The 21,095-nt window shown below is 61.2% G+C and carries 17 protein-coding genes; 8 read left to right on the top strand and 9 right to left on the bottom strand.

Annotated features, from left to right (window positions below):
• Positions 1-126 precede the first annotated feature (126 nt).
• The 7 genes from N018_RS23230 to gshB all read right to left on the bottom strand — a co-directional run bounded on the left by N018_RS23230 (position 127) and on the right by gshB (position 6,131).
• Positions 127-1,398, bottom strand: coding sequence for a dihydroorotase (locus N018_RS23230; RefSeq protein ID WP_025390858.1), 1,272 nt, complete (start codon positions 1,396-1,398; stop codon positions 127-129).
• Positions 1,395-2,399, bottom strand: coding sequence for an aspartate carbamoyltransferase catalytic subunit (locus N018_RS23225; protein WP_024645441.1), 1,005 nt, complete (start codon positions 2,397-2,399; stop codon positions 1,395-1,397). The genes N018_RS23230 and N018_RS23225 overlap by 4 nt, the downstream gene beginning before the upstream one ends.
• 12 nt (positions 2,400-2,411) lie before the next feature.
• Positions 2,412-2,924, bottom strand: coding sequence for a bifunctional pyr operon transcriptional regulator/uracil phosphoribosyltransferase PyrR (gene pyrR, locus N018_RS23220; protein WP_024645440.1), 513 nt, complete (start codon positions 2,922-2,924; stop codon positions 2,412-2,414).
• Between the two features lie 98 nt (positions 2,925-3,022).
• Complete coding sequence (gene ruvX / locus N018_RS23215) at positions 3,023-3,463, bottom strand: Holliday junction resolvase RuvX (protein WP_024645439.1); 441 nt, start codon at positions 3,461-3,463, stop codon at positions 3,023-3,025.
• Positions 3,463-4,035 (bottom strand): YqgE/AlgH family protein, encoded by a 573-nt coding sequence (locus tag N018_RS23210; protein ID WP_024645438.1) that lies wholly within the window; start codon positions 4,033-4,035, stop codon positions 3,463-3,465. The genes ruvX and N018_RS23210 overlap by 1 nt, the downstream gene beginning before the upstream one ends.
• A 75-nt stretch (positions 4,036-4,110) precedes the next feature.
• Complete coding sequence (locus tag N018_RS23205; RefSeq protein ID WP_024645437.1) at positions 4,111-5,013, bottom strand: energy transducer TonB; 903 nt, start codon at positions 5,011-5,013, stop codon at positions 4,111-4,113.
• 158 nt (positions 5,014-5,171) lie between these two features.
• Positions 5,172-6,131 carry a glutathione synthase gene (gene gshB, locus N018_RS23200; protein WP_025390857.1) on the bottom strand — a complete coding sequence of 320 codons (960 nt, stop codon included), beginning with the start codon at positions 6,129-6,131 and terminating at the stop codon, positions 5,172-5,174.
• Positions 6,132-6,377: 246 nt separating this feature from the next.
• On the opposite strand from gshB, the gene pilG reads away from it, so the two are divergent.
• From pilG to N018_RS23170, 6 genes are read left to right on the top strand one after another with little or no spacing between them, the layout of a single operon-like run.
• The gene (gene pilG / locus N018_RS23195) at positions 6,378-6,788 is read left to right on the top strand and encodes a twitching motility response regulator PilG (RefSeq protein WP_007252030.1); all 411 of its coding nucleotides are present in this window, start codon (positions 6,378-6,380) and stop codon (positions 6,786-6,788) included.
• Positions 6,789-6,834: 46 nt separating this feature from the next.
• Positions 6,835-7,200, top strand: a complete 366-nt coding sequence (gene pilH, locus N018_RS23190) for a twitching motility response regulator PilH (protein ID WP_003316741.1) — start codon at positions 6,835-6,837, stop codon at positions 7,198-7,200.
• Positions 7,201-7,214: 14 nt separating this feature from the next.
• On the top strand, positions 7,215-7,754 hold the full coding sequence (locus tag N018_RS23185; protein ID WP_024645435.1) for a chemotaxis protein CheW: 540 nt from the start codon (positions 7,215-7,217) through the stop codon (positions 7,752-7,754).
• 54 nt (positions 7,755-7,808) lie between these two features.
• On the top strand, positions 7,809-9,851 hold the full coding sequence (locus N018_RS23180; RefSeq protein ID WP_024645434.1) for a methyl-accepting chemotaxis protein: 2,043 nt from the start codon (positions 7,809-7,811) through the stop codon (positions 9,849-9,851).
• Positions 9,852-9,898: 47 nt separating this feature from the next.
• Positions 9,899-15,862, top strand: coding sequence for a hybrid sensor histidine kinase/response regulator (locus N018_RS23175; RefSeq protein WP_025390856.1), 5,964 nt, complete (start codon positions 9,899-9,901; stop codon positions 15,860-15,862).
• Complete coding sequence (locus tag N018_RS23170) at positions 15,855-16,328, top strand: chemotaxis protein CheW (protein WP_024645432.1); 474 nt, start codon at positions 15,855-15,857, stop codon at positions 16,326-16,328. The genes N018_RS23175 and N018_RS23170 overlap by 8 nt, the downstream gene beginning before the upstream one ends.
• A gap of 234 nt (positions 16,329-16,562) precedes the next feature.
• Here the strand turns inward: N018_RS23170 and selO are convergent, their stop codons facing one another.
• Both selO and N018_RS23160 read right to left on the bottom strand, forming a co-directional pair.
• Positions 16,563-18,026, bottom strand: coding sequence for a protein adenylyltransferase SelO (selO, locus tag N018_RS23165; RefSeq protein ID WP_025390855.1), 1,464 nt, complete (start codon positions 18,024-18,026; stop codon positions 16,563-16,565).
• Positions 18,027-18,154: 128 nt separating this feature from the next.
• Positions 18,155-18,829 (bottom strand): GntR family transcriptional regulator, encoded by a 675-nt coding sequence (locus tag N018_RS23160; RefSeq protein ID WP_080265721.1) that lies wholly within the window; start codon positions 18,827-18,829, stop codon positions 18,155-18,157.
• 253 nt (positions 18,830-19,082) lie between these two features.
• Between N018_RS23160 and N018_RS23155 the strand changes: the two genes are divergently transcribed.
• A complete protein-coding gene (locus tag N018_RS23155) occupies positions 19,083-20,315 on the top strand; it encodes an NRAMP family divalent metal transporter (protein ID WP_024645429.1) in 1,233 nt (410 codons plus the stop codon).
• A 15-nt stretch (positions 20,316-20,330) separates the two neighbouring features.
• The gene (locus N018_RS23150) at positions 20,331-21,095 is read left to right on the top strand and encodes a LamB/YcsF family protein (RefSeq protein WP_025390854.1); all 765 of its coding nucleotides are present in this window, start codon (positions 20,331-20,333) and stop codon (positions 21,093-21,095) included.

The raw sequence follows: 21,095 nt of genomic DNA, 5'->3' as shown, positions 1-21,095 counted from the left end.
AGGATCGGACGCAGAGCGTCCAGAACGGCATGCCGACGCGGAGCGTCGCACGATAGTTGCAAGTTCGCTCCAACAAAAAAAACCGTTCTCCACGCTCATCAGAGCGCGGAGAACAGCGCGCTTGCCTCACCGGCTGTAGCTGATCCGTCCATCCACCAGTGTGTAGCGTACCGAGCCCGGCAGGCAGTGGCCGATGAAGGGGCAGTTTTCGCCTTTTGACAGCCAGGTTTCTCCGGCAAGGGTCGACGCAGCGGGATCGAACAGCACGATGTCCGCGGGTGAGCTAGCGCTCAGTTTGCCTGCAGGCAGGCGCAAGGCGGCGGCGGGGCCGCTGCTCAGGCGGGCGAGCAGGGTTGGCAAGTCCAGCAGGCCGTCTTCGACCAGGGTCATCGCCAGTGGCAACAACAGCTCCACACTGCTGATGCCCGGCTCGGTAGCGCCGAAGGGTGCCAGCTTGGCATCGCGCTCGTGCGGCTGGTGGTGGCTCGATATCGCCTGAATAATCCCCGACTTCACAGCCTCACGCAGGCCATCGCGGTCCGCCCGGGTGCGCAGTGGTGGCTGAACGTGATACAGGCTGGAAAAATCGATCAGCGCTTCATCGGTCAGTATCAACTGATACAACGCCACATCCGCCGTCACCGGTAACCCGCGTGCCTGTGCCTGGGCGATCAATGCCGCGCCTCGCGCGCTGGTCAGCTGGCTGAAGTGCGCACGCACGCCACTTTGCTCGACCAGCAGCAGATCACGCGCCAGCGCCACCGTCTCGGCGGTTTCAGGAATGCCCGCCAGGCCCAGAAAGCTGGCGGTCGGGCCTTCATGCGCCAGGCCACCTTCGGCCAGGTCACGGTCCTGAGAGTTGAAAATCACGGTCAGGTCGAAAGTGGCTGCGTACTCCAGCGCCCGGCACAGCGTACGGGTGTTGCTGAAGCTGCTCAGGCCGTTGCCGAACGCTACACAGCCTGCGTCGCGCAGGGCGATCAGTTCTGCCAGCTGCTCGCCTTCCAGGCCCTTGCTCAGTGCACCGATCGGGAACACCTTGCTGAAACCGGCTTCGCGTGCGCGGTCGAGGATCAGCTCGGCCACTGCCGACGTGTCGAGTACCGGTTTGGTAAGTGGCGGGCAGCACACGCTGGTCACGCCGCCGGCAACGGCCGCACGGGTTTCGCTGGCGATGCTGCCTTTGCGGCTGTAGCCCGGCTCGCGCAGGGAAACATTGAGATCGACCAGCCCGGGGGCGGCCACCAGCCCACTGGCATCGATGGTTTGCATCGGCGCGAAACCGGTCGGTGCCTCGCCAATCGCGGCAAGTTTGCCTGCTTCAATATGCAGATCGGTAATCTGATCCAGCCCGCTGGCCGGGTCGATGACGCGAGCGCCGAGGATGCTGAGCTTCACTGGGCGTTCTCCTGCTCGAATTGTCGTTGGGCGTTTTGCCCGCTCATGGCCATGGACAGCACCGCCATGCGCACGGCGATGCCGTAGGTCACCTGATTGAGAATCACCGAATGCGCTCCGTCGGCCACCGCCGATTCAATTTCCACACCGCGGTTGATCGGGCCGGGGTGCATGACAATCGCGTCCGGTTTTGCAACCGCCAGACGCGCAGTGGTCAGACCAAACAGGCGATAGAACTCGCCTTCGCTGGGTAGCAGGCCGCCGGTCATGCGCTCGCGTTGCAGGCGCAGCATGATGACCACGTCGACGTCCTTCAGCCCTTCGTTGAGGTCGGTGTAGACCTTGACGCCGTACTGCTCGACGCCGATCGGCAGCAGGGTTTTCGGCCCGATCACGCGGATGTCCGGGCAGCCCAGTGCCTTGAGCGCGATCATGTTGGAGCGCGCTACGCGCGAATGCAGGATGTCGCCGACAATGGCCACCGACAGGTTCTCGAAGCCGCCTTTGTGGCGACGGATCGTCAGCATGTCGAGCATGCCCTGGGTCGGGTGGGCATGGCGGCCGTCACCGCCGTTGATGATCGCCACGTCCGGGCATACGTGCTCGGCAATGAAGTGCGCTGCGCCCGAGTCTGCGTGGCGCACGACGAACATGTCGGCGGCCATCGCCTCAAGGTTGCGCAGGGTGTCGAACAGCGTTTCGCCCTTGCTGGTGGACGAAGTGGAAACGTTCAGGGTGATCACGTCGGCCGACAGCCGCTGGGCCGCCAGTTCGAAGGTGGTCCGGGTGCGTGTCGAGTTTTCGAAGAACACGTTGCACACTGTCTTGCCGCGCAACAGCGGGACCTTCTTCACCGCTCGCGCGCCGACTTCGAGGAACGAGTCTGCGGTGTCGAGGATTTCGGTGAGCAGCTCGCGTGGCAAGCCGTCCAGAGACAGAAAATGGCGCAGCTGGCCCTGATGGTTGAGCTGCAGCGGGCGCTTGGCGTCGAGAGGCGTCATCGCAATGGACTCTTAAAGGGCGGTGGAGAGGTCTTGAAGTTCGAGCGCCATCGGTTCGGGGCCGGACAGCTTGATACGTTCGTGTGGGGCCAGCGACAGGGTTGCGCCGACTACATTCGGGCGGATCGGCAGTTCACCGGCGTCCAGGTCCAGCAGGCAGACCAGCGTGACGCTGGCCGGGCGGCCGTAATCGAACAGTTCGTTGAGCGCGGCGCGGACAGTGCGGCCGCTCATCAGCACGTCGTCGATCAGCACCAGGTGCTGGCCTTCGATCTCGAAAGGCAGTTCCGAAGGGCGCACTTGCGGGTGCAGACCGTTCTGGCTGAAATCATCGCGGTAGAACGACACGTCCAGGGTGCCGAGCGGCGAAGGCGTGTCCAACTCCTTGAGCAGCGCCTGGGCGACCCACACGCCACCCGTGCGAATACCAATGAAACGGGGCTCGCTGATGTCGCGCTTGCTCAGATGAGCGTTCAGGTCAGTGGCCATCTGACGAATCAGTTCGGCGGGATTGGGCAGGCTCATGGTTGCTCCTTTGAGGCTCGGGCAGCGTCCATCCATGGCGCATTGCTCAAGCGATAACGTCTGATGCGTATATCTCGAAGCGACAGGGCGTGTAAAAGTCACACATTCAACAGCTCGGGGTGCGCGTCCAGCCAGCCTTGCAGCAGCAGCGCAGCGGCGATGGCGTCCACCGGATTATCCCGGTAGCTGCCTTTCTGGCCGCCGCGTGCCATGCGCTCGCCTTTGGCTTCGAAGGTGGTCAGGCGTTCATCATGGGTGTAGACCGTTACACCAAAGCGTCCGTTGAGCCTGCGGGAAAACTTTTCGGCACGGGCGCTCATGTCGCTGGGCGTGCCATCCATGTTCAACGGCAGGCCGACCACGATCGCGTCAGGTTTCCATTCGCTAATCAGCGCCTGGACCTTGTCCCAGTCCGGCACGCCGTTCTGTGCCTTGAGCGTACACAGCTCGCGAGCCTGGCCGGTAATTGCCTGGCCGACGGCAACGCCGATCTGTTTGGTACCGTAATCAATGCCCAGCAGCAGCCGTAATGCGGCCATCAAGCGTGCCCTGCCTGGGTCGAGATCAGGTTGAGGTTAATGCCCAGGCGTCTGGCGGCGGCATCCAGACGCTGCTCGCTGTCGACATCGAACAGGATGGCCGGGTCGAACGAACAGGTCAGCCAGGCGTTGTCGGCCATTTCGGCATCCAGCTGGCCCGCGTCCCATCCGGCGTAGCCGAGGGTGATCACATTTTGATCAGGGCCATAGCCGTCAGCGATGGAAAACAATACGTCCTGCGAGGTGGACAGTGAGATTCCGCCCGGCAGCGCGACCGTGGCCTGGAACACCTGGCCGCTGGGGTGCAGGACGAAGCCGCGATCAGTCTGCACCGGGCCGCCGGAATGAATGGCGATTTCCTGGCAGCGCTTCGGCGCCGGGAGCTCCGGGCGCAGTTGTTCAAGTACATCCGCCAGGGTCAGGCTTTGCGGGCGGTTGATCACCAGCCCCATTGCTCCATTGGCGTTGTGCTCGACAACGTAGGTCAAGGTCTGAGCAAAGTTCTCGTCGTGCATGTGAGGCATGGCGATCAGGAACTGGTGCTTGAGATAACTCGGAGAGACTTTTTTCATGAGTCCTAGTTTGGCGTCGTGTTACTGGCCTGACAACTGGCACTTATACCTGTAAAGCATCCGTGGGTAAAAATATCAGTTGCTGGAGAGTTTATCGCCGCGTGCAAATTTCCAGGTGCGAATGATCTCGAGCCGATCGATGTCTGCCAGATCGCCGGTGAACGGTGCAAAAGGCGCAGCCAGACGCACGATTCGCTGCGCGGCCTGATCCAGCAGCGGTTGTCCCGAGGACTCCAGCACCAGCACTTCGTACAGCGAACCATCCCGATTGATTGACACAAGAAGTCGCAAATTGCCGTAGATCTGCTTGCGGCGTGCTTCCTCAGGGTAGTTCAGGTTTCCGACCCGCTCGACCTTCTTGCGCCAGTCATCCTTGTACCAGGCACCTTTGTCGCGCATGGTCGAGGCCGCGTTGAGGCGGTGGATCTTCGGGCGCTTTGCGTACGCCTGCTGCTCGTTCGAGAGTTCGGCTTCAAGGCTGGCAATTTCGTTGCTCAGTTCCGAGCTGTCAAACGTTGGCGCGGCCTTGGTCGCAGGATCAGGCTTGACCTCTTCGCGCTTGGCGACGGTTTTCTGCTGGCTGGGCGCGGTCGTCGCGACGGCAGTCTTCGGCGCTTCCTGCTTGACCACTGGCTTGCTGGCCGGGGGCGGGGTGACTTTGTTGACCTTGGTGTCCTGATACGGCGCCAGCTCGGTGGTCTTGAGCGTTTCGGCCTTGTCCAGGGTGCCACTGCCTTGCTGATCGTCCTGCGCCAGATAATCCGCCTGTTTGGGCTTCTCTTCGCTTTTGAACGTAGCGAGGGTGATTTCCAGCGTCTGCGAGATATGTTCCGGTTTGACGTAGGTAAAGCCCACGCCAAGGATGATCACCAGGTGAATCAGCGCTGCAATCAGCAGGGTAAAACCCAAGCGATCAGCCGGGCGTACACCCACGTTGGTGAGTTCGAGGGGGAGTTCGTTTCGGGCCATGGAGGTCATCGGCGGTTCAGCATTTCGTCAGCCTGCATGTCAAAATCCGTGTCGTGTCACAGGTGGCGCATGATAACGCAATGTGCGGTACAGCCTGGTTACGGATCGGACGAAGGGATTGCCTTCGCCGTTGACGGGGTTACCCGTACAACGGCTTCAGCAACCGATCAGGCCTTGCGCGCTTCCAGCTTCTTCTCGATCGCATCCATCAACAGGCTGCCAATATTGGTGCCGAAAGCGTTGTCGATTTCGCGGATGCAGGTCGGGCTGGTGACGTTGATTTCGGTCAGGTGCTCGCCGATCACGTCGAGGCCGACGAACAACAGGCCTTTTTCGCGCAGGGTCGGGCCGATCTGCTCGGCTATCCAGCGGTCCTTGTCGCTCAACGGTCGTGCTTCACCACGGCCGCCAGCCGCCAGATTGCCACGCGTTTCGCCCGCTGCCGGGATTCGCGCCAGGCAGTACGGCACCGGCTCACCATCGACCATCAGGATGCGCTTGTCGCCGTCCTTGATGGCGGGCAGGTAACCCTGCGCCATGATCTGCTGTGTGCCGTGGGCGGTCAGGGTTTCGAGGATCACCGACAGGTTGGGATCGCCCGCACGATGGCGGAAGATCGACGCGCCGCCCATGCCGTCCAGCGGTTTGAGAATTACGTCACCCTGTTGCTCGGCAAATTCGCGAATGATGTCGGCGCGGCGGCTGACCAGCGTCGGCGGGGTGCACTGCGGAAACAGCGTTGCAAACAGCTTTTCGTTGCAGTCACGCAGGCTCTGCGGTTTGTTGACCACCAGCACGCCATCACGCTCGGCCTGTTCCAGCAGGTAGGTGGTGTAGACGAATTCCATGTCGAACGGCGGGTCCTTGCGCATCAGGATCACGTCCAGATCATCAAGGCCTGTGTCGATTTCCGCTTCGAATTCGAACCATTTGGCCGGATCGGCGAACACCTTGAGCGGCTTCATGCGCCCGCGGGCCTGGCCAGCGTTCTGGTAAAGGTCTTTCTGTTCCATGTAGAACAGCGACCAGCCGCGTTCCTGTGCGGCAAGGAGCATGGCCAGCGAGCTGTCCTTTTTATAGGAGATGCGCTCAATGGGGTCCATGACAATCCCTAGGCGAACGCTCATGGGCAATATCCTCTGATCGGTAAGGGCCGCGATGGCCGTAAAAATTGGCATCAGGGTGGCGCTCCGATTGCTCCCGGTCAAGGGGCAGGCCTGCCACGTTGCACTTTATGGATTGCGTCTGGAGAGTGTGCTAAAAAGGCTCGGCATCCGGTCTTCGGTCCCTGCGGATCATTGTATCGATACCGTCGGGCTCCCAGTGCCTCGCAGAATGCGCAAAAATTCGCTGCGGCGATGGAAGAGCAGCTCATGGAACAACACGCCTCCGCCTTGAAAGTCATGGTCATCGATGACTCGAAGACCATCCGCCGCACCGCCGAAACGCTGCTCAGAAACGCAGGTTGCGAAGTCATCACTGCGATAGACGGTTTCGACGCCCTGGCCAAGATCGCCGATAACCACCCGCGAATCATATTCGTCGATATCATGATGCCGCGTCTGGACGGCTATCAGACCTGCGCGCTGATCAAGAACAACCGGGCATTCAAGTCCACGCCGGTCATCATGCTGTCGTCGAAGGACGGGCTGTTCGACAAGGCCAAAGGGCGGATCGTCGGTTCCGACCAGTTTTTGACCAAGCCTTTCAACAAGGAAGAACTGCTCAGCGCGATCAAGGCTCATGTGCCGGGTTTCGTTGCAGCAGAACAACATCTATCGTGACGCCCGCGCCTTGTGTCGCGCGCTTGTAATCTGACGGGGAACACCCATGGCTCGAATATTGATCGTCGATGACTCGCCGACTGAAATGTACAAACTCACCGGCATGCTGGAAAAGCACGGTCATGAAGTGCTGAAAGCCGAAAACGGTGCTGACGGTGTGGCTCTGGCCCGTCAGGAAAAGCCCGATGCCGTACTGATGGACATCGTCATGCCGGGCCTCAACGGCTTTCAGGCTACGCGCCAGCTGACCAAGGATGCCGACACCAGCATGATTCCGGTGATCATGATCACCACCAAGGATCAGGAAACCGACAAGGTATGGGGCAAGCGCCAGGGCGCGCGGGATTACCTGACCAAGCCGGTGGATGAAGAAACCCTGATGAAAACCCTGAATGCGGTGCTGGCCGGCTGATTGCCGGGACTACCATGGCCGAGCCTCGTACCGCCTTTGAACTGCTGCTGGACATGGATCGGCGCTGCCGTTCGCTGGCGGCTGGCCTGCCGTTGCAGGAAGCCCATCAGCAGGACTGGATCGGCATCGGTTTCCGCATGGGCGAGCAGCGTTTTGTGGCGCCTATTGGCGAAATCGCCGAAATTCTCCATGAACCCCGCTCTGCCGCGATACCGGGCGTGAAACCCTGGGTGGTGGGCGTCGCCAACCTGCGTGGCCGACTGCTGCCGATCATGGATCTGTGCGGCTTCTTCGGTCATGAGCTGGTGCCGGTCCGCAGGCAGCGGCGGGTCATGGTTGTCGAGCACAACGAGCTGTTCACCGGTCTGCTGGTGGACGAGGTGTTCGGCATGCAACGTTTCAGTCAGCCGAGCCTCATACCCCAGATACCACAAGAGATGGAGCAGCGCCTGGTGCCTTTTCTGCGCGGGCAATTCATTCGCGAGCAGGCCTGGCAGGTATTCAGCCCGTGGGCCGTCGTGCAGTCCGGGGATTTCATGGACCTGGCGTCCTAGAATGCGAGCCTGGTTGTTTTACATCTGATTTGGATTTAGGCGGGGGCCTGATTAATGGGTAATACAGGCAGGTCACTGGAAGGTGCGCGAAGCAGGACGCAGATTATTCTGCTGTTCGTCGCGCTCATCGTTTTCATCATGTTGTTGTTCGCCAACTTTGCTTACCTCAACACGCAGTCGAACTACGACAAGCAATACATCGGGCATGCTGGCGAATTGCGCGTTCTGTCCCAGCGTATTGCGAAAAACGCCACTGAAGCGGCGGCGGGCAAAACCCCGGCGTTCAAGTTGTTGGCCGACGCCCGCAACGATTTCGACGTGCGCTGGGGTTACCTGAGAAAAGGCGACCCGGCTACCGGGCTGCCGGCTGCACCGGATCTGATCCGTGAAGAGTTGCGTACCGTTCAGAAAGACTGGGAAGGGCTGCGCAAGAGCACAGACGTGATCCTGGCCAGCGAGCAGACGGTATTGTCGCTGCACCAGGTGGCCGCCACGCTGGCGGAAACCATCCCGCAATTGCAGGCCGAGTACGAGAAAGTCGTCGAGATCCTCCTGCAAAGCCGTGCGCCCGCTGCGCAGGTGGTGGTTGCCCAGCGCCAGGCGTTGCTGGCCGAGCGTATTCTGGGCTCGGTGAATACTGTGCTGGCCGGTGACGAAACGGCAGTTCAGGCGGCCGACGCATTTGGCCGCGACGCCAGCCAGTTCGGCCGCGTGCTGAACGGCATGCTGGAAGGCAACGCAACGCTGCGCATTTCTCAGGTCGAAGACCGCGATGCGCGGGCGCGATTGGCGGAAATTGCCGAGCTGTTCGAGTTCGTGTCCGGTTCGGTGGACGAGATTCTGGAAACCTCGCCCGAGCTGTATCAGGTGCGTGAGGCGTCCGGCAACATTTTCAACACGTCGCAAACCCTGCTTGATGAAACCTCGGTACTTGCCAACAGCCTGGAAAATCTGGCCAAACGCCGCACCATTAACACCGTCGGCGGTTATGTGCTGGGTCTGCTGGCGCTGATGTCGATCATCCTGATCGGTCTGGTGATGGTCCGGGAGACCAATCGGCAGTTGCGCGAAACCGCACAGAAGAGCGAGCGAAATCAGAACGCGATCATGCGTCTGCTGGACGAGATCGAAAGCCTCGCCGACGGCGACCTGACGGTAACTGCCTCGGTGACTGAGGACTTTACCGGCGCGATTGCCGACTCCATCAACTATTCCATCGACCGGCTGCGCGAACTGGTAGTGACCATCAACCTCACGGCCGAGCAGGTCGCGTCCGCGGTCACCGACACCCAGGCCACGGCCATGCAGCTGTCTGCGGCCTCCGAGCATCAGGCGTTGCAGATCAGTGCGGCGTCGACTGCCGTCAACGACATGGCAGCGTCTATCGATCAGGTTTCGGCCAACGCCTCGGAGTCCTCGGCGGTGGCAGAGCGCTCGGTGGCGATTGCCAACAAGGGCAACGAAGTGGTGCATAACACCATTCATGGCATGGACAACATTCGCGAGCAGATTCAGGACACCTCCAAGCGCATCAAGCGGCTGGGTGAGTCTTCGCAGGAAATCGGCGATATTGTCAGCCTGATCGACGACATTGCCGACCAGACCAATATTCTGGCGCTTAACGCAGCGATTCAGGCCTCCATGGCCGGTGATGCCGGGCGAGGCTTTGCGGTGGTGGCCGACGAAGTGCAGCGGCTGGCCGAGCGTTCGTCGTCTGCGACCAAACAGATCGAAACCCTGGTGCGGGCCATCCAGAACGACACCAACGAGGCAGTCATCTCGATGGAGCAGACCACCAGCGAAGTGGTGCGTGGCGCGCGGCTGGCGCAGGACGCCGGTGTGGCACTCGGCGAAATCGAAGGGGTTTCCAGAGTGCTGGCCGAGCTGATCGAAAGTATCACCGACGCCGCCCATCAACAGGCCGAGTCTGCCGGGCAGATTTCCAAGACCATGACTGTGATTCAGCAGACCACCTCGCAGACCACCTCGGGCACTGCGGCGACGGCCGAGAGCATTGGTAACCTGGCGAAAATGGCCAGTGAAATGCGGCGCTCGGTATCGGGCTTCACCCTGCCACCATCGAAGAAGATCGGATGATGTTCAAAAAATGAACAATCTTGATCGGATAACAGGCGGAAATCGTCATGGCTGATCGTCACGATTACGTCGCTCTTGAATGGCTCAAGGGCGAGATCGCCGAGACGCTTCGTCAGGCACGCCAGGCGCTCGACACCTTCATAGAAGACCCGACCAACAGTGCGGCGATGGCCGACTGCCTGGACCTGGTGCATCAGGTTCACGGCAGCCTGCAAATGATCGAGTTCTATGGTGCCGCGCTGCTGGCCGAAGAAATCGAGCAATTGGCGCTGGCGGTGCAGCAGAATCGCGTGAGTCATCCGGTAGAGTCCGAACAGCTGTTGATTCAGGCCATGAGCCAGCTGCCGATTTATCTGGAGCGCATACATTCCGCACGTCGCGACCTGCCACTGGTGGTCTTGCCGCTGCTCAATGACCTGCGCAGTGCACGGGGCGAAAGCCTGCTTTCGGAAACCAGTCTGTTCGCCCCGCAACTGGTCAGTGTCCCACCGCTCGATGATGACGAACTGGCACGCCGCAACACGCCGGAGCTGCCGAACCTGTTACGCAAACTGCGCCAGACCTTGCAGGCCGCACTGGCCGGCCTGATGCGCGAGCAGGGCGTGCAGACCCAGCTCGGTTACATGGCCAAGGTGTTTGCCCGGCTGGAGCAACTGTGTGAAGACGCGCCACTGGGCCCGCTCTGGCGAATCGCCACGGCGTTGGTCGAAACCATGCTCAATGGCAATTTCACCAACAGCCCGGCGCTGCGCAGCCTGTTGAAGGATGCCGACAAGGAACTCAAGCGTCTGACTGAACAGGGCGTCACCGGCATCAACCAGCCGGCGCCTGAAGAATTGTTGAAAAGCCTGCTGTTCTACATCGCCAAATCCGACAGCGTGGCGCCGAAGATGCTCGATCTCAAGGATCAGTACGCGCTGGCGGACGCCTTGCCCGGCAACGACGTGGTCGATGAAGAGCGCGCGCGGATGGCCGGGCCTGACCGTGATGCCATGCGCTCGGTGATCGTGGCCTTGTGCGAAGGACTGGTGCGGGTCAAGGAACGGCTCGACGTGTTCGTGCGCGGCGACCGCCAGCACGTCAGTGAACTCAATGCCTTGCTGCCACCGCTGCGGCAGATTGCCGACACCCTGGCGGTGCTGGGTTTTGGCCAGCCACGCAAGGTGATTATCGATCAACTGAGCGTCGTGCTGGGGCTGGCCCAGGGGCAGCGTGAGCCCAGCGATGCCGCGCTGATGGATGTGGCGGGGGCCTTGCTGTACGTCGAGTCGACGCTCGCGGGCATGGCGGGCAGCAGCGAGCCGTCCAGCCGCGAAGAGAGCCGTTTGCCGACCACCGACCTGACGCAGATCCATCAACTGGTGATTCGCGAAGCGCGCACTGTGTTGCAGCAGGCCAAGGACGTGATCGTCGACTACATCGACGGCGAGTGGGACCGGCAGCGGCTCGATCCTCTCTGTGCCCTGCTGGTGCAGGTGCGCGGTGCGCTGGCGATGATCCCGCTGGCGCGTGCGGCCAGCCTGCTGGCGGCCTGCAACGAATACATCCAGGAACACCTGCTGGTCGACGATACCCGGCCGGGCTGGGTGCAGCTCGATTGCCTGGCCGACACCATCTCCGGGATCGAGTATTACCTGGAGCGTATGCTCGAAGACCACGAGGCGCCGGGTGATCAGATTCTCGACATGGCTCAGCAGAGCCTGGCGCGTCTGGGCTATTCACCCGCAGCGGACACCCTTGACGTGCCACTGCTCGACGAAATCATCACCCAGGACGAACTGCTCGAACTGGACGACCGCAAGGCGCTGGTCAGCCCGACGCAAACCATTGCTCAAGTCCTTGCCAGCCCGGTGTCTGCGGTCAACCCGCCGGCCCGTAACGTACCGACCAGCCTGCTGCCGCCATCGCCGGGAGAAGAGGCGGTCGACGACGAGTTGCGCGATGTCTTTCTCGAAGAGGCAGACGAAGTGCTCGATGCGCTGCGTGAGTACCTGCCGCGCTGGTTTGCCTCGCTGAATAGCGGCGGCCATTGGGACAGTACGGCGCTGACCGAAGTGCGCCGGGCGTTTCATACGCTCAAGGGCAGTGGGCGCATGGTGCGCGCGCTGATCCTCAGCGAACTCGCCTGGTCAGTCGAAAACCTGCTTAACCGGGTGCTGGAAGGCAGCGTGCTGCCGGGCCTTGAAGTGCAACAACTGATGCACGAGGTGCTGGCGCTGCTGCCCTCGGTCATTCGTGATTTTGCGGAGAATGCGCAACGCCAGCGCAACGATGTCGACCTGCTGGCGGCCCGTGCCCACGCGTTGGCCAATGGTCTTGAACCGCCCTCATTGGCCACGCCCGATGATCACGCGTCAGGCGAGACGCTCGACCCGCAATTGCTGGAGATTTTCCGTCAGGAAGCGCAGGGCCATCTGGGCACCTTGAGCCGCTTTCTCGACACGGCCGAGCAAGCGAGTTCGCCATCGATCAGCGACAGCGTGCTGCGCGCCCTGCATACGCTCAAGGGCAGCGCACACATGGCCGGGGTGTTGCCGATTGCCGAACTGGCCAGCCCGCTCGATCAACTGGTGCGTGAGTACAAGGCCAACCTGATCGACATCGGTGCGCCGGAACTGGACCTGTTGCGCAGCGCCGAACCGCTGTTTCGCCTAGGCCTGGAGCAGTTGGACACAACGCCGCTGGCCGAAATGCCCGGCGCGGCCGGAGTGATCGAGGCTGCCCATATGCTGCTCGACGACCGACTCGCGGCGGTGCTGCGCGAGTCGGAAAATGGGCTGCGCATCAAGCGCAATCCCCAGCTGATTGCCAGCTTTCTGGCCGAAGGCATGGACATCGTCCTCGACGCCGAAAACCTGTTGCGGCGCTGGCGTCAGCACCCTGGTGAACGTCAGGAGTTGAGCGCACTGCTCGACGAACTGACGACGCTCGGGCATGGCGCACACCTGGCCGATCTGCCTCAGGTGGATGAGCTGTGCGAGGCCTTGCTCGACCTGTATGGCGCTGTCGAGGAAAGCAGTCTGGCGGTCAGCGAGCGGTTTTTCGATGAGGCGGAGCACGCCCACGAAGCCTTGATCAACATGCTTGATCAAGTGGCGGCCGGTCAGGATGTCGAGCCCCGCCCGGAATGCGTGCGTGCCCTGCACGAGTTGCTGGCTCAGGCACTGGACCCATCGGCAACCGGCCTGATCAAGAGCGATGGCCAGCACACCTTGAGCGTGACAGAGCTCAACGCGGCGACCGAGCAGTTGGCCAGAGAGGAAGTGCAGCTCAAGGCCTCCAGCCTGGACGACGAGATCGTCGAGATATTCCTGGAAGAAGCCGTCGATATCCTCGACAGCGCAGGACAGGCCTTGCAACGCTGGCTGGCTGAACCGGAAAACCCGGCGCCGTTGAGCTCGCTGCAACGTGATCTGCACACCCTCAAGGGCGGAGCACGGATGGCCGAGGTGGTCGAGGTCGGCGACCTCGCGCATGAACTGGAGAACCTCTACGAGGGCCTGATCGACCGGCGTATCAGTTTTTCTCCCGAGCTGGCGGAATTACTGCATGAGAGCCATGACCACCTGGCAATCCTGCTGGAACAACTGTATCGGCATGAAGCGCTCAGCGATCCTTCGGCGTTGATCGAAGCGTTGGGCAACTGTCGTAACACTGGGCATGCAAAGCCTGAGGTGCCAGTACCTTCCGAGGTGAGCGACGAGCCGCCCGAGCATGATACCGAGCTGCGCGAAATCTTCCTCGAAGAAGGTTTCGACATCATCGAGAGCTCCGGTGCAGCGCTGGTCCGCTGGCAGGCCGATCCGCACAACCTGCTGGAAGTCGAGAACCTGCTGCGCGACCTGCACACCCTCAAGGGCGGCGCGCGCATGGTTGAAATCGCGCCCATCGGCGATCTCGCGCACGAGCTGGAAACGCTTTACGAAGGGCTGTCCACGGGCAGCATGCAGCCTGACTCACTGATGATCGGCCTGTTGCAGAGCGGTCATGACGTACTGGCCGACATGCTCGATGCCGTGCGTACTGACAAGCCGATGCCCGACGCCACGTTGCTGATCGACAAGATCCGCGCCCTGGCCAGTCTTGAGCCGGGTGCCAGGGTGGCGGTTGCTGCCCCACTGGAAGTCGCTGCGGAACCTGTCGTGACGGTCGCACCGGTTGCCGACGCCGACACCGAGCGCGGCGGCCCGGAAATGGTCAAGGTGCCCGCCGAACAGCTGGAAAATCTGGTCAACCTGGCAGGCGAGACGTCGATCTTCCGCGGGCGCATCGAACAGCAGATGCTGGATGCGCAGGTGGCGCTGGTGGAGATGGAAACCACCATCGAACGGATGCGCGATCAACTGCGGCGCCTTGATATGGAAACCCAGGGGCGGATTCTCAGCCGCGAACAGGTCCAGGCCGAGCGCCTGGGTTATGAAGAATTCGATCCGCTGGAAATGGACCGCCATTCCCAGCTGCAACAATTGTCGCGTGCGCTGTTCGAGTCCGCGTCCGACCTGATGGACCTCAAGGAAACCCTTGGCGCCCGCGCCCGTGACGCAGAAACCCTGTTGTCACAACAAGCCAGGGTCAACACCCAGTTGCAGGAAGGCCTGATGCGTACGCGCATGGTGCCGTTCGAGCGGCTGGTGCCGCGCTTGCGTCGTGTGGTGCGCCAAGTGGCTTCGGAGCTGAATAAGAAAGTCCATTTCGAGGTCGGCAATGCCGAGGGGGAAATGGACCGCAACGTGTTGGAGCGCATGGTCGCACCGCTGGAGCACATGCTGCGCAATGCCGTCGATCATGGTCTTGAAAGCACTGAAAAACGTGTTGCCGCCGGCAAACCGGAGCAGGGCCGAATCAGTCTGGAACTGATGTATGAAGGCGGCGATATCGTGATCGAGCTGAGCGATGACGGCTCGGGTGTCGATCTGGCGGCGGTGCGCCGCAAGGCCATCAAGCGCGGCATGATTGATCCGGCCGCCGACCTGTCCGATCACGAAGTACTGCCGTTCATCCTTCAGGCAGGTTTTTCCACCAGCGAGATCATCACCCAGATTTCCGGACGCGGGGTCGGGATGGACGTGGTGCATGCCGAGGTCAAGCAACTGGGCGGCTCGATGGTCATCGACTCGGTGCCCGGCAAAGGCACGCGTTTCCGTATCCGGCTGCCGATTTCGGTGTCGGTCAACCGTGCGCTGATGGTGACCTGCGGCGAAGAGCAGTATGCGGTGCCGCTCAATACCGTCGATGGCATCGTGCGGGTGATGGCCAACGAACTGGACGCCTACTACCAGACCGTTCCGCCGCGTTATCAATATGGCGGGCGCAGCTACGAGTTGCGCTACCTTGGCGAACTGCTGGGCAACAGCCCGCCGAGGCTGGTCGGCCAGTTGCAGCCGCTGCCGGTGTTGCTGGTGCATTTGCAGGATCAGTGGGTGGCAGTGCAGGTCGATGCGCTGGCTGGTTCGCGAGAAATCGTGGTCAAGAGCCTTGGCGCGCAGTTTTCCGGCGTGCAAGGTATTTCCGGCGCGACCATTCTGGGCGATGGCCGTGTGGTGCTGATTCTGGACCTCATGGCGCAGATTCGAACCTTGCAGGGCCTGCCGTTCCGAGGGCTGACGCCTGTCTCGTACAGCGAAGTCGAGCACGCCCGGCCGCTGCTGGTGATGGTCGTGGACGATTCGGTGACCGTGCGCAAAGTCACCAGCCGCTTGCTCGAACGGCACGGCATGCACGTGCTGACCGCCAAGGACGGGATAGACGCCATGAGCTTATTGCAGGAACACACCCCCGACATCATGTTGCTGGACATCGAAATGCCGCGCATGGACGGTTTTGAAGTCGCCAGTCAGATTCGTCAGGATGAAGAACTCAAGGGGCTGCCGATCATAATGATCACCTCTCGCTCCGGCCAGAAACACCGTGACAGGGCCATGGCGCTGGGTGTCAACGAGTACCTGAGCAAGCCTTATCAGGAAACCGTGTTGCTGGAGAGCATTGCCTACTGGAGTCAGGTCCATGTCTGAAGGTACGTTCCAGACCAGCCGTCTCACCAGCCTGACCGGGCTGTTGTTGCCGCTGAGCGACCGCCATCTGCTGGTGCCGAACGTCGCGGTTGCCGAGTTGATCGACTATCAGGATTGCAGTGCCGGTCCGGACGCCCCCGAATGGTATCTGGGGCCGATCAGCTGGCGCGAACTGACCTTGCCGCTGCTCAGCTTCGAAGCCGCCTGCGGAGGACGCACACGGGTCGGAGGCCGAGCCCGAATCGTAGTGCTCAATGCGCTCGGCGGACGCAACGAGGTCCGCTTCCTGGCGCTGCTGACCCAAGGCATCCCGCGTTCCTGCAAAGTCGATAGCCAGCTGAGCTACGTCGACGTGCCATTGGCCGAACTGGAGCTCGCCGCCGTACAGATAGGTGAAACCGTCGCCCGCATCCCCGACCTGGAAGGGCTGGAGCAGTGGTGGGTGGACACGGGGCTTGTGCTCTAGCGTTGATTTCCGGACACCTCTCGACCGGACGCAGAGCGTCGCACGATAGCTGAGGTTATCGCGCCGGCTTGGGAATGCCCTGGGTGACGCTCCGCGTCACAAATCTGCGCCACGCTGCGCACTCAAGAGCGGACGCAGAGCGTCCAGAACGGCATGCCCACGCGGAGCATGGGCACGATAGTGTTCTACGCCTATCGTTCCTCACGCTCCATGGGCACTACGGGTGTGTGGCCCTCACGACGAGCAACTGATCTCCAGATGCTTGCCCCAGTCCGGTGGGCGCTGGGCGTAGCCTTGCATGTCGGGTTGTTCGGTGAAGGGGTTGCAGAGCACCTGGTGCAGGCGACGGACTTCTGCGTAGTCGCCTTTTTCAGCTGCTTCGATGGCGTTCTGCGCCAGGTAGTTGCGCAGGATGTACAGTGGATTGACCGCGTGCATGCGGGTCTGACGGTCCTCCTCGGTGCCGTTGTCTTCGCGGGCGATACGCGCCAGATACGTTTCGGCCCAGCCATCAAAACTCTTGATGTCGACGAAGTCATCGCGCAACACACGCAGCGCTTCCCTGGCCGGTTGATCGCCCAGTCGGCGGAAGAACAAGGTGTAATCAACCGCGCTGCTCTGCATCAATTGCAGTAAACGGCTGACCAGTTTGTCATCCTGCTCCTCGGCAACCGTCAGGCCCAGACGACGGCGCATCAGGTCCACGTAATGCGCCTGATACAGCGGCAAAAACAGGCCAATTGCCTCGCGCAGCGCTTCCACACTGATGAAGGGCGTCAAGGCCTGCGCCAGCGCGCTGAGGTTCCATTGCGCAATGGGCACTTGATTGCTGAAGGAATAACGCCCTTCGTGATCGGAGTGATTGCAGATGAAGTGCTCATCGAAATCATCCAGAAACGCAAACGGACCGAAATCGAAGGTAATGCCCAGAATCGACATGTTGTCGGTATTCATCACCCCGTGACAGAACCCATAAGCTTGCCACTTGGCGATCAACTCGGCATTACGCTCGACGATCTCGCGAAACATCGCCAAGTAAGGTTCCGGCTGTTCCTGACACTGCGGGTAGTGCATCGTCAGCACATGCTCGGCCAGCGTCTCCAAGTGCTCAGGCTGCTTGGTGTAGAACAGGTATTCAAGGCTGCCAAAACGCACATGGCTCTGCGCCAGACGCAGCACCATGGCGGCATATTCCTGGGTTTCGCGCCATACCGGCGTGCTGGAACTGACCACACAACCCGCACGGCTGCTGGGAATGCCCAGCGCATGCAGCGCTTCGGAAGCCAGAAACTCCCTGATCGATGACCTCAGCACGGCACGCCCATCGCCCATTCGCGAATACGGCGTTCTGCCGGCGCCTTTCAGGTGCAGATCCCAATGCTCGCCCGCGTCGTTGTAGACCTCGCCCAGCAACAGACCGCGGCCATCGCCCAGACGCGGATTATAGGAACCGAACTGATGGCCGGAATACACCATCGCCCGTGGTTCAGCCTCTGACCAGAGCTTGTGGCCGCTGAAAATCTCTGCGAACAGCGGCAAGTCAGCCTGTTCCGGGGCCAGATCCAGCAATGCCAGCGCTGACGTGCTGGCGACCACCAGTCGCGGCGCATCAATAGGCTCCGGCAAGACATGGGTGGAAAACGCATCACCCAGGCGGGCAAAGCGATTGTCGAAAATGAGTTCGTCGAGTGCTTTCACAGCGTTTCGCCTCCAGAGGAGAGTTTCAGGCGTGCAACGGAACGGCGGCCTGTGTGGCTCGTCGGGCGGGTTTCAGCGCTCAGAACCCGTAGACCCAAGCCATCAGTGGTAGTTCTGGCGATCAGGTGTCAGGCCTGACTGCCGGTTCGGTTGCGCTGGAAAGCGGCCAGAATCGTACGTTCCGATTGCACCAGATAGTCTTCGAGCATACGCGTCGCCTCGTCGGTCTGGCCGGCGTCAAGACAGCCGAGAACAGCGGCGTTCATGTCCAGATAAGGCGAGTGAAGCAGTTCGGGATTGTTCAGCAGCCCGAACGCGAGGCGCAATTCTGCCGAAATCTGCCCGTAAAACGTGACCAGTCGCGGGCTGTCCGCCAGCTCGACGATTGCCTTGTGGAACATCATGTTGGCCGTGCCGACCGCCACCCAGTCGCGGGCTTCGCGGGCCTTGATACCGGCGTCGACCGCCGCGCGCATGTGCCGCACGCCAGGGTGTTGCGGGTAGCCCTGGGCAATGGCTGTGCATTCGATAAAGCGGCGCACACGGTAGATGTCGATGATCGACGCCATATCCGGTTCGGCGACCGTCACGCCACGGTTGGGTTCGTGCTTGAGCAAGCCTTCGCGGGTCAGGACTCTGAACGCCTCTCTCAGGGTGTTGCGGGAAACCTGCAGGCTCTCCGCCAATGCCGCTTCCGACAGCCGTTGTCCGGGGACCAGTTCGCCTTCCACCAGCATTCTGCGCAGTTCCTGGGTGAGGGATTCTCCACGCGTACGGGGCAGGGAGAGAGGGGCGTCATTCATAAAGGATCCAGTAAGGGAAAAGCGGCTTTGATATTCCACGAGAGCTTGATGGCTGGCAAGGAGGATGGGCGGTATGCGCTTCATCGGGTAGCACATATGAGGGAGAGAGTAACAATGTGGTGCATTTGGAGGGGTGATGGATATTACATTGTTCAACAATATTATCGTTATACATCTACAGCTTGGGCACGTTGACTGAGCCTTGGCATGGTGATTGCTCAGGCAGAGTATCCCTCATCTCAGGAATGCCGCTGTGACACAGACTGCCAATGAGTTCACCAAAGCGCGCCGCGCCTCACTGATTGCCGCGATCTTCATGATGGCGACGTCTGCCATCGGCCCTGGCTTTCTGACCCAGACCGCCACCTTTACCGCAACGCTCGGGGCGGCCTTTGCCTTCGGCATTCTTGCGTCGATCCTGATCGACTTCGTGGTGCAACTGAATGTCTGGCGTATCGTCACGCTGACCAAAATGCGTGCGGCGGATCTGGCCAACGTGGCGATTCCGGGCAGCGGTTATCTGCTGGCGGTGCTGGTGATCTTCGGCGGGCTGGTGTTCAGCCTGGGCAACATTGCCGGTGCAGGCCTGGGCCTGAATGCGCTGACAGGACTCGACCCCAAGTGGGGCGGTGCCTTGAGTGCGCTGATCGCCATTGCGATATTTTCCTCGCATCGAGCAGGCATCGCGATGGACCGCATCATGATGGTACTGGGCACCTTGAAAGTCGGTCTGATTCTGTTTGCCGCCTTTGCCTCGCATCCGCCGCTGGGTGAAGCATTGCGCCAGACGATCCTGCCGGACATGGTCGATTTCGCCGCCATCACGACTATCGTCGGCGGCACGGTCGGTGGTTACATCACCTATGCCGGTGCTCATCGCCTGCTCGATCGCGGCACGGTCGGGGTCGAAAACATCGATGTAGTGTCCAAGGCGGCGCTGACCGGTATTCTGGTTACCGGGGTTGTCCGTTACATATTGTTTCTCGCGATTCTCGGCGTGGTCGCCAGTGGCGTTGTCATCGACGTATCGGGCAAGGGCGCAAACCCTGCGGCTCAGGCGTTCACTGCGGCGGCTGGCAACTTCGGCCTGATCATGTTCGGCCTGGTGCTGTGGGCTGCCGGTATCAGCAGCGTGATCGGCGCGTCTTATACGTCGATGTCGTTCATTACGGTGTTTTCCAAACGCATCACCGAGCGCGCACGCAATCTTGCGACGGTCGGTTTTATTCTGATCACCGTGGTCGTATACGTCATGCTCGGCAAACCGCCTGCCGCACTGTTGATATTTGCCGGCGGCTTCAACGGCTTGATCCTGCCGCTCGGCCTGAGCATTTTCATGTACGTCGGCTGGCGTCGCTCCGACATGATGGACGGCTACCACTATCCTCGCTGGCTATTGGTGCTGGGCGTGCTGACCTGTCTGTTGTCGTGGTACATGGCGTTCAAGTCAGTCGGTCCCATCTTTGCCTTTATCAATGCAGCCTGATCCGGAGAACAAGAAATGCCTGCGATAGACCTGAACAGCGATCTCGGCGAAAGCTTCGGCGCCTGGAGCATGGGTGATGACGAAGCGATTCTCGATGTGGTGAGCAGCGCCAACGTGGCCTGCGGCTTTCATGCCGGTGACCCGGCCGGAATCCTGCGCACCCTTGAAGCTGCTGCCGCGCGCGGCGTGTCGATTGGTGCCCACGTGGCGTACCCGGACCTTGTCGGCTTCGGCCGTCGCAACATGGACATCCCGACTGATCAGTTGATGGCCGACGTCATCTATCAGATCGGCGCACTGCAAGGCCTGGCCCGCAGCGCCGGGACGTCGGTGAGTTACGTCAAGCCTCACGGCGCGCTGTACAACACCATCGCTGGCGAGCCGCGTCAGGCGGCGGCGGTCATTCAGGCCTTGTTGCGCGTCGATCCGGCCTTGAAGCTGGTGTGTCTGGCCAATTCGCCACTGCTCGATTGGGCGCGTGAAGCGGGATTGTCCTGCGTGGCCGAAGCCTTTGCCGATCGTGCGTACACCGCTGAGGGCACGCTGGTGTCCCGTTCGCGGCCCGGTGCCGTGCTGCACGATGCCGAACTGATCGCCGAACGCATGCTGCGGCTGGTGCGCGACGGGGTTATCGAGGCCGAAGACGGTCGCGAGATCAGCCTGCAAGCTGATTCCATCTGCGTACATGGCGACAGCCCCGGCGCGGTGAACATCGCACGCATCCTGAAAAGCCGCCTGCACGACGCAGGCGTCACCGTCCGCGCATTCAGTCGAGGCTGA

This window comes from Pseudomonas syringae CC1557 (assembly GCF_000452705.1).
GTDB lineage: Bacteria > Pseudomonadota > Gammaproteobacteria > Pseudomonadales > Pseudomonadaceae > Aquipseudomonas > Aquipseudomonas syringae_F.
This window is presented reverse-complemented; position numbering and strand designations above follow the sequence as displayed.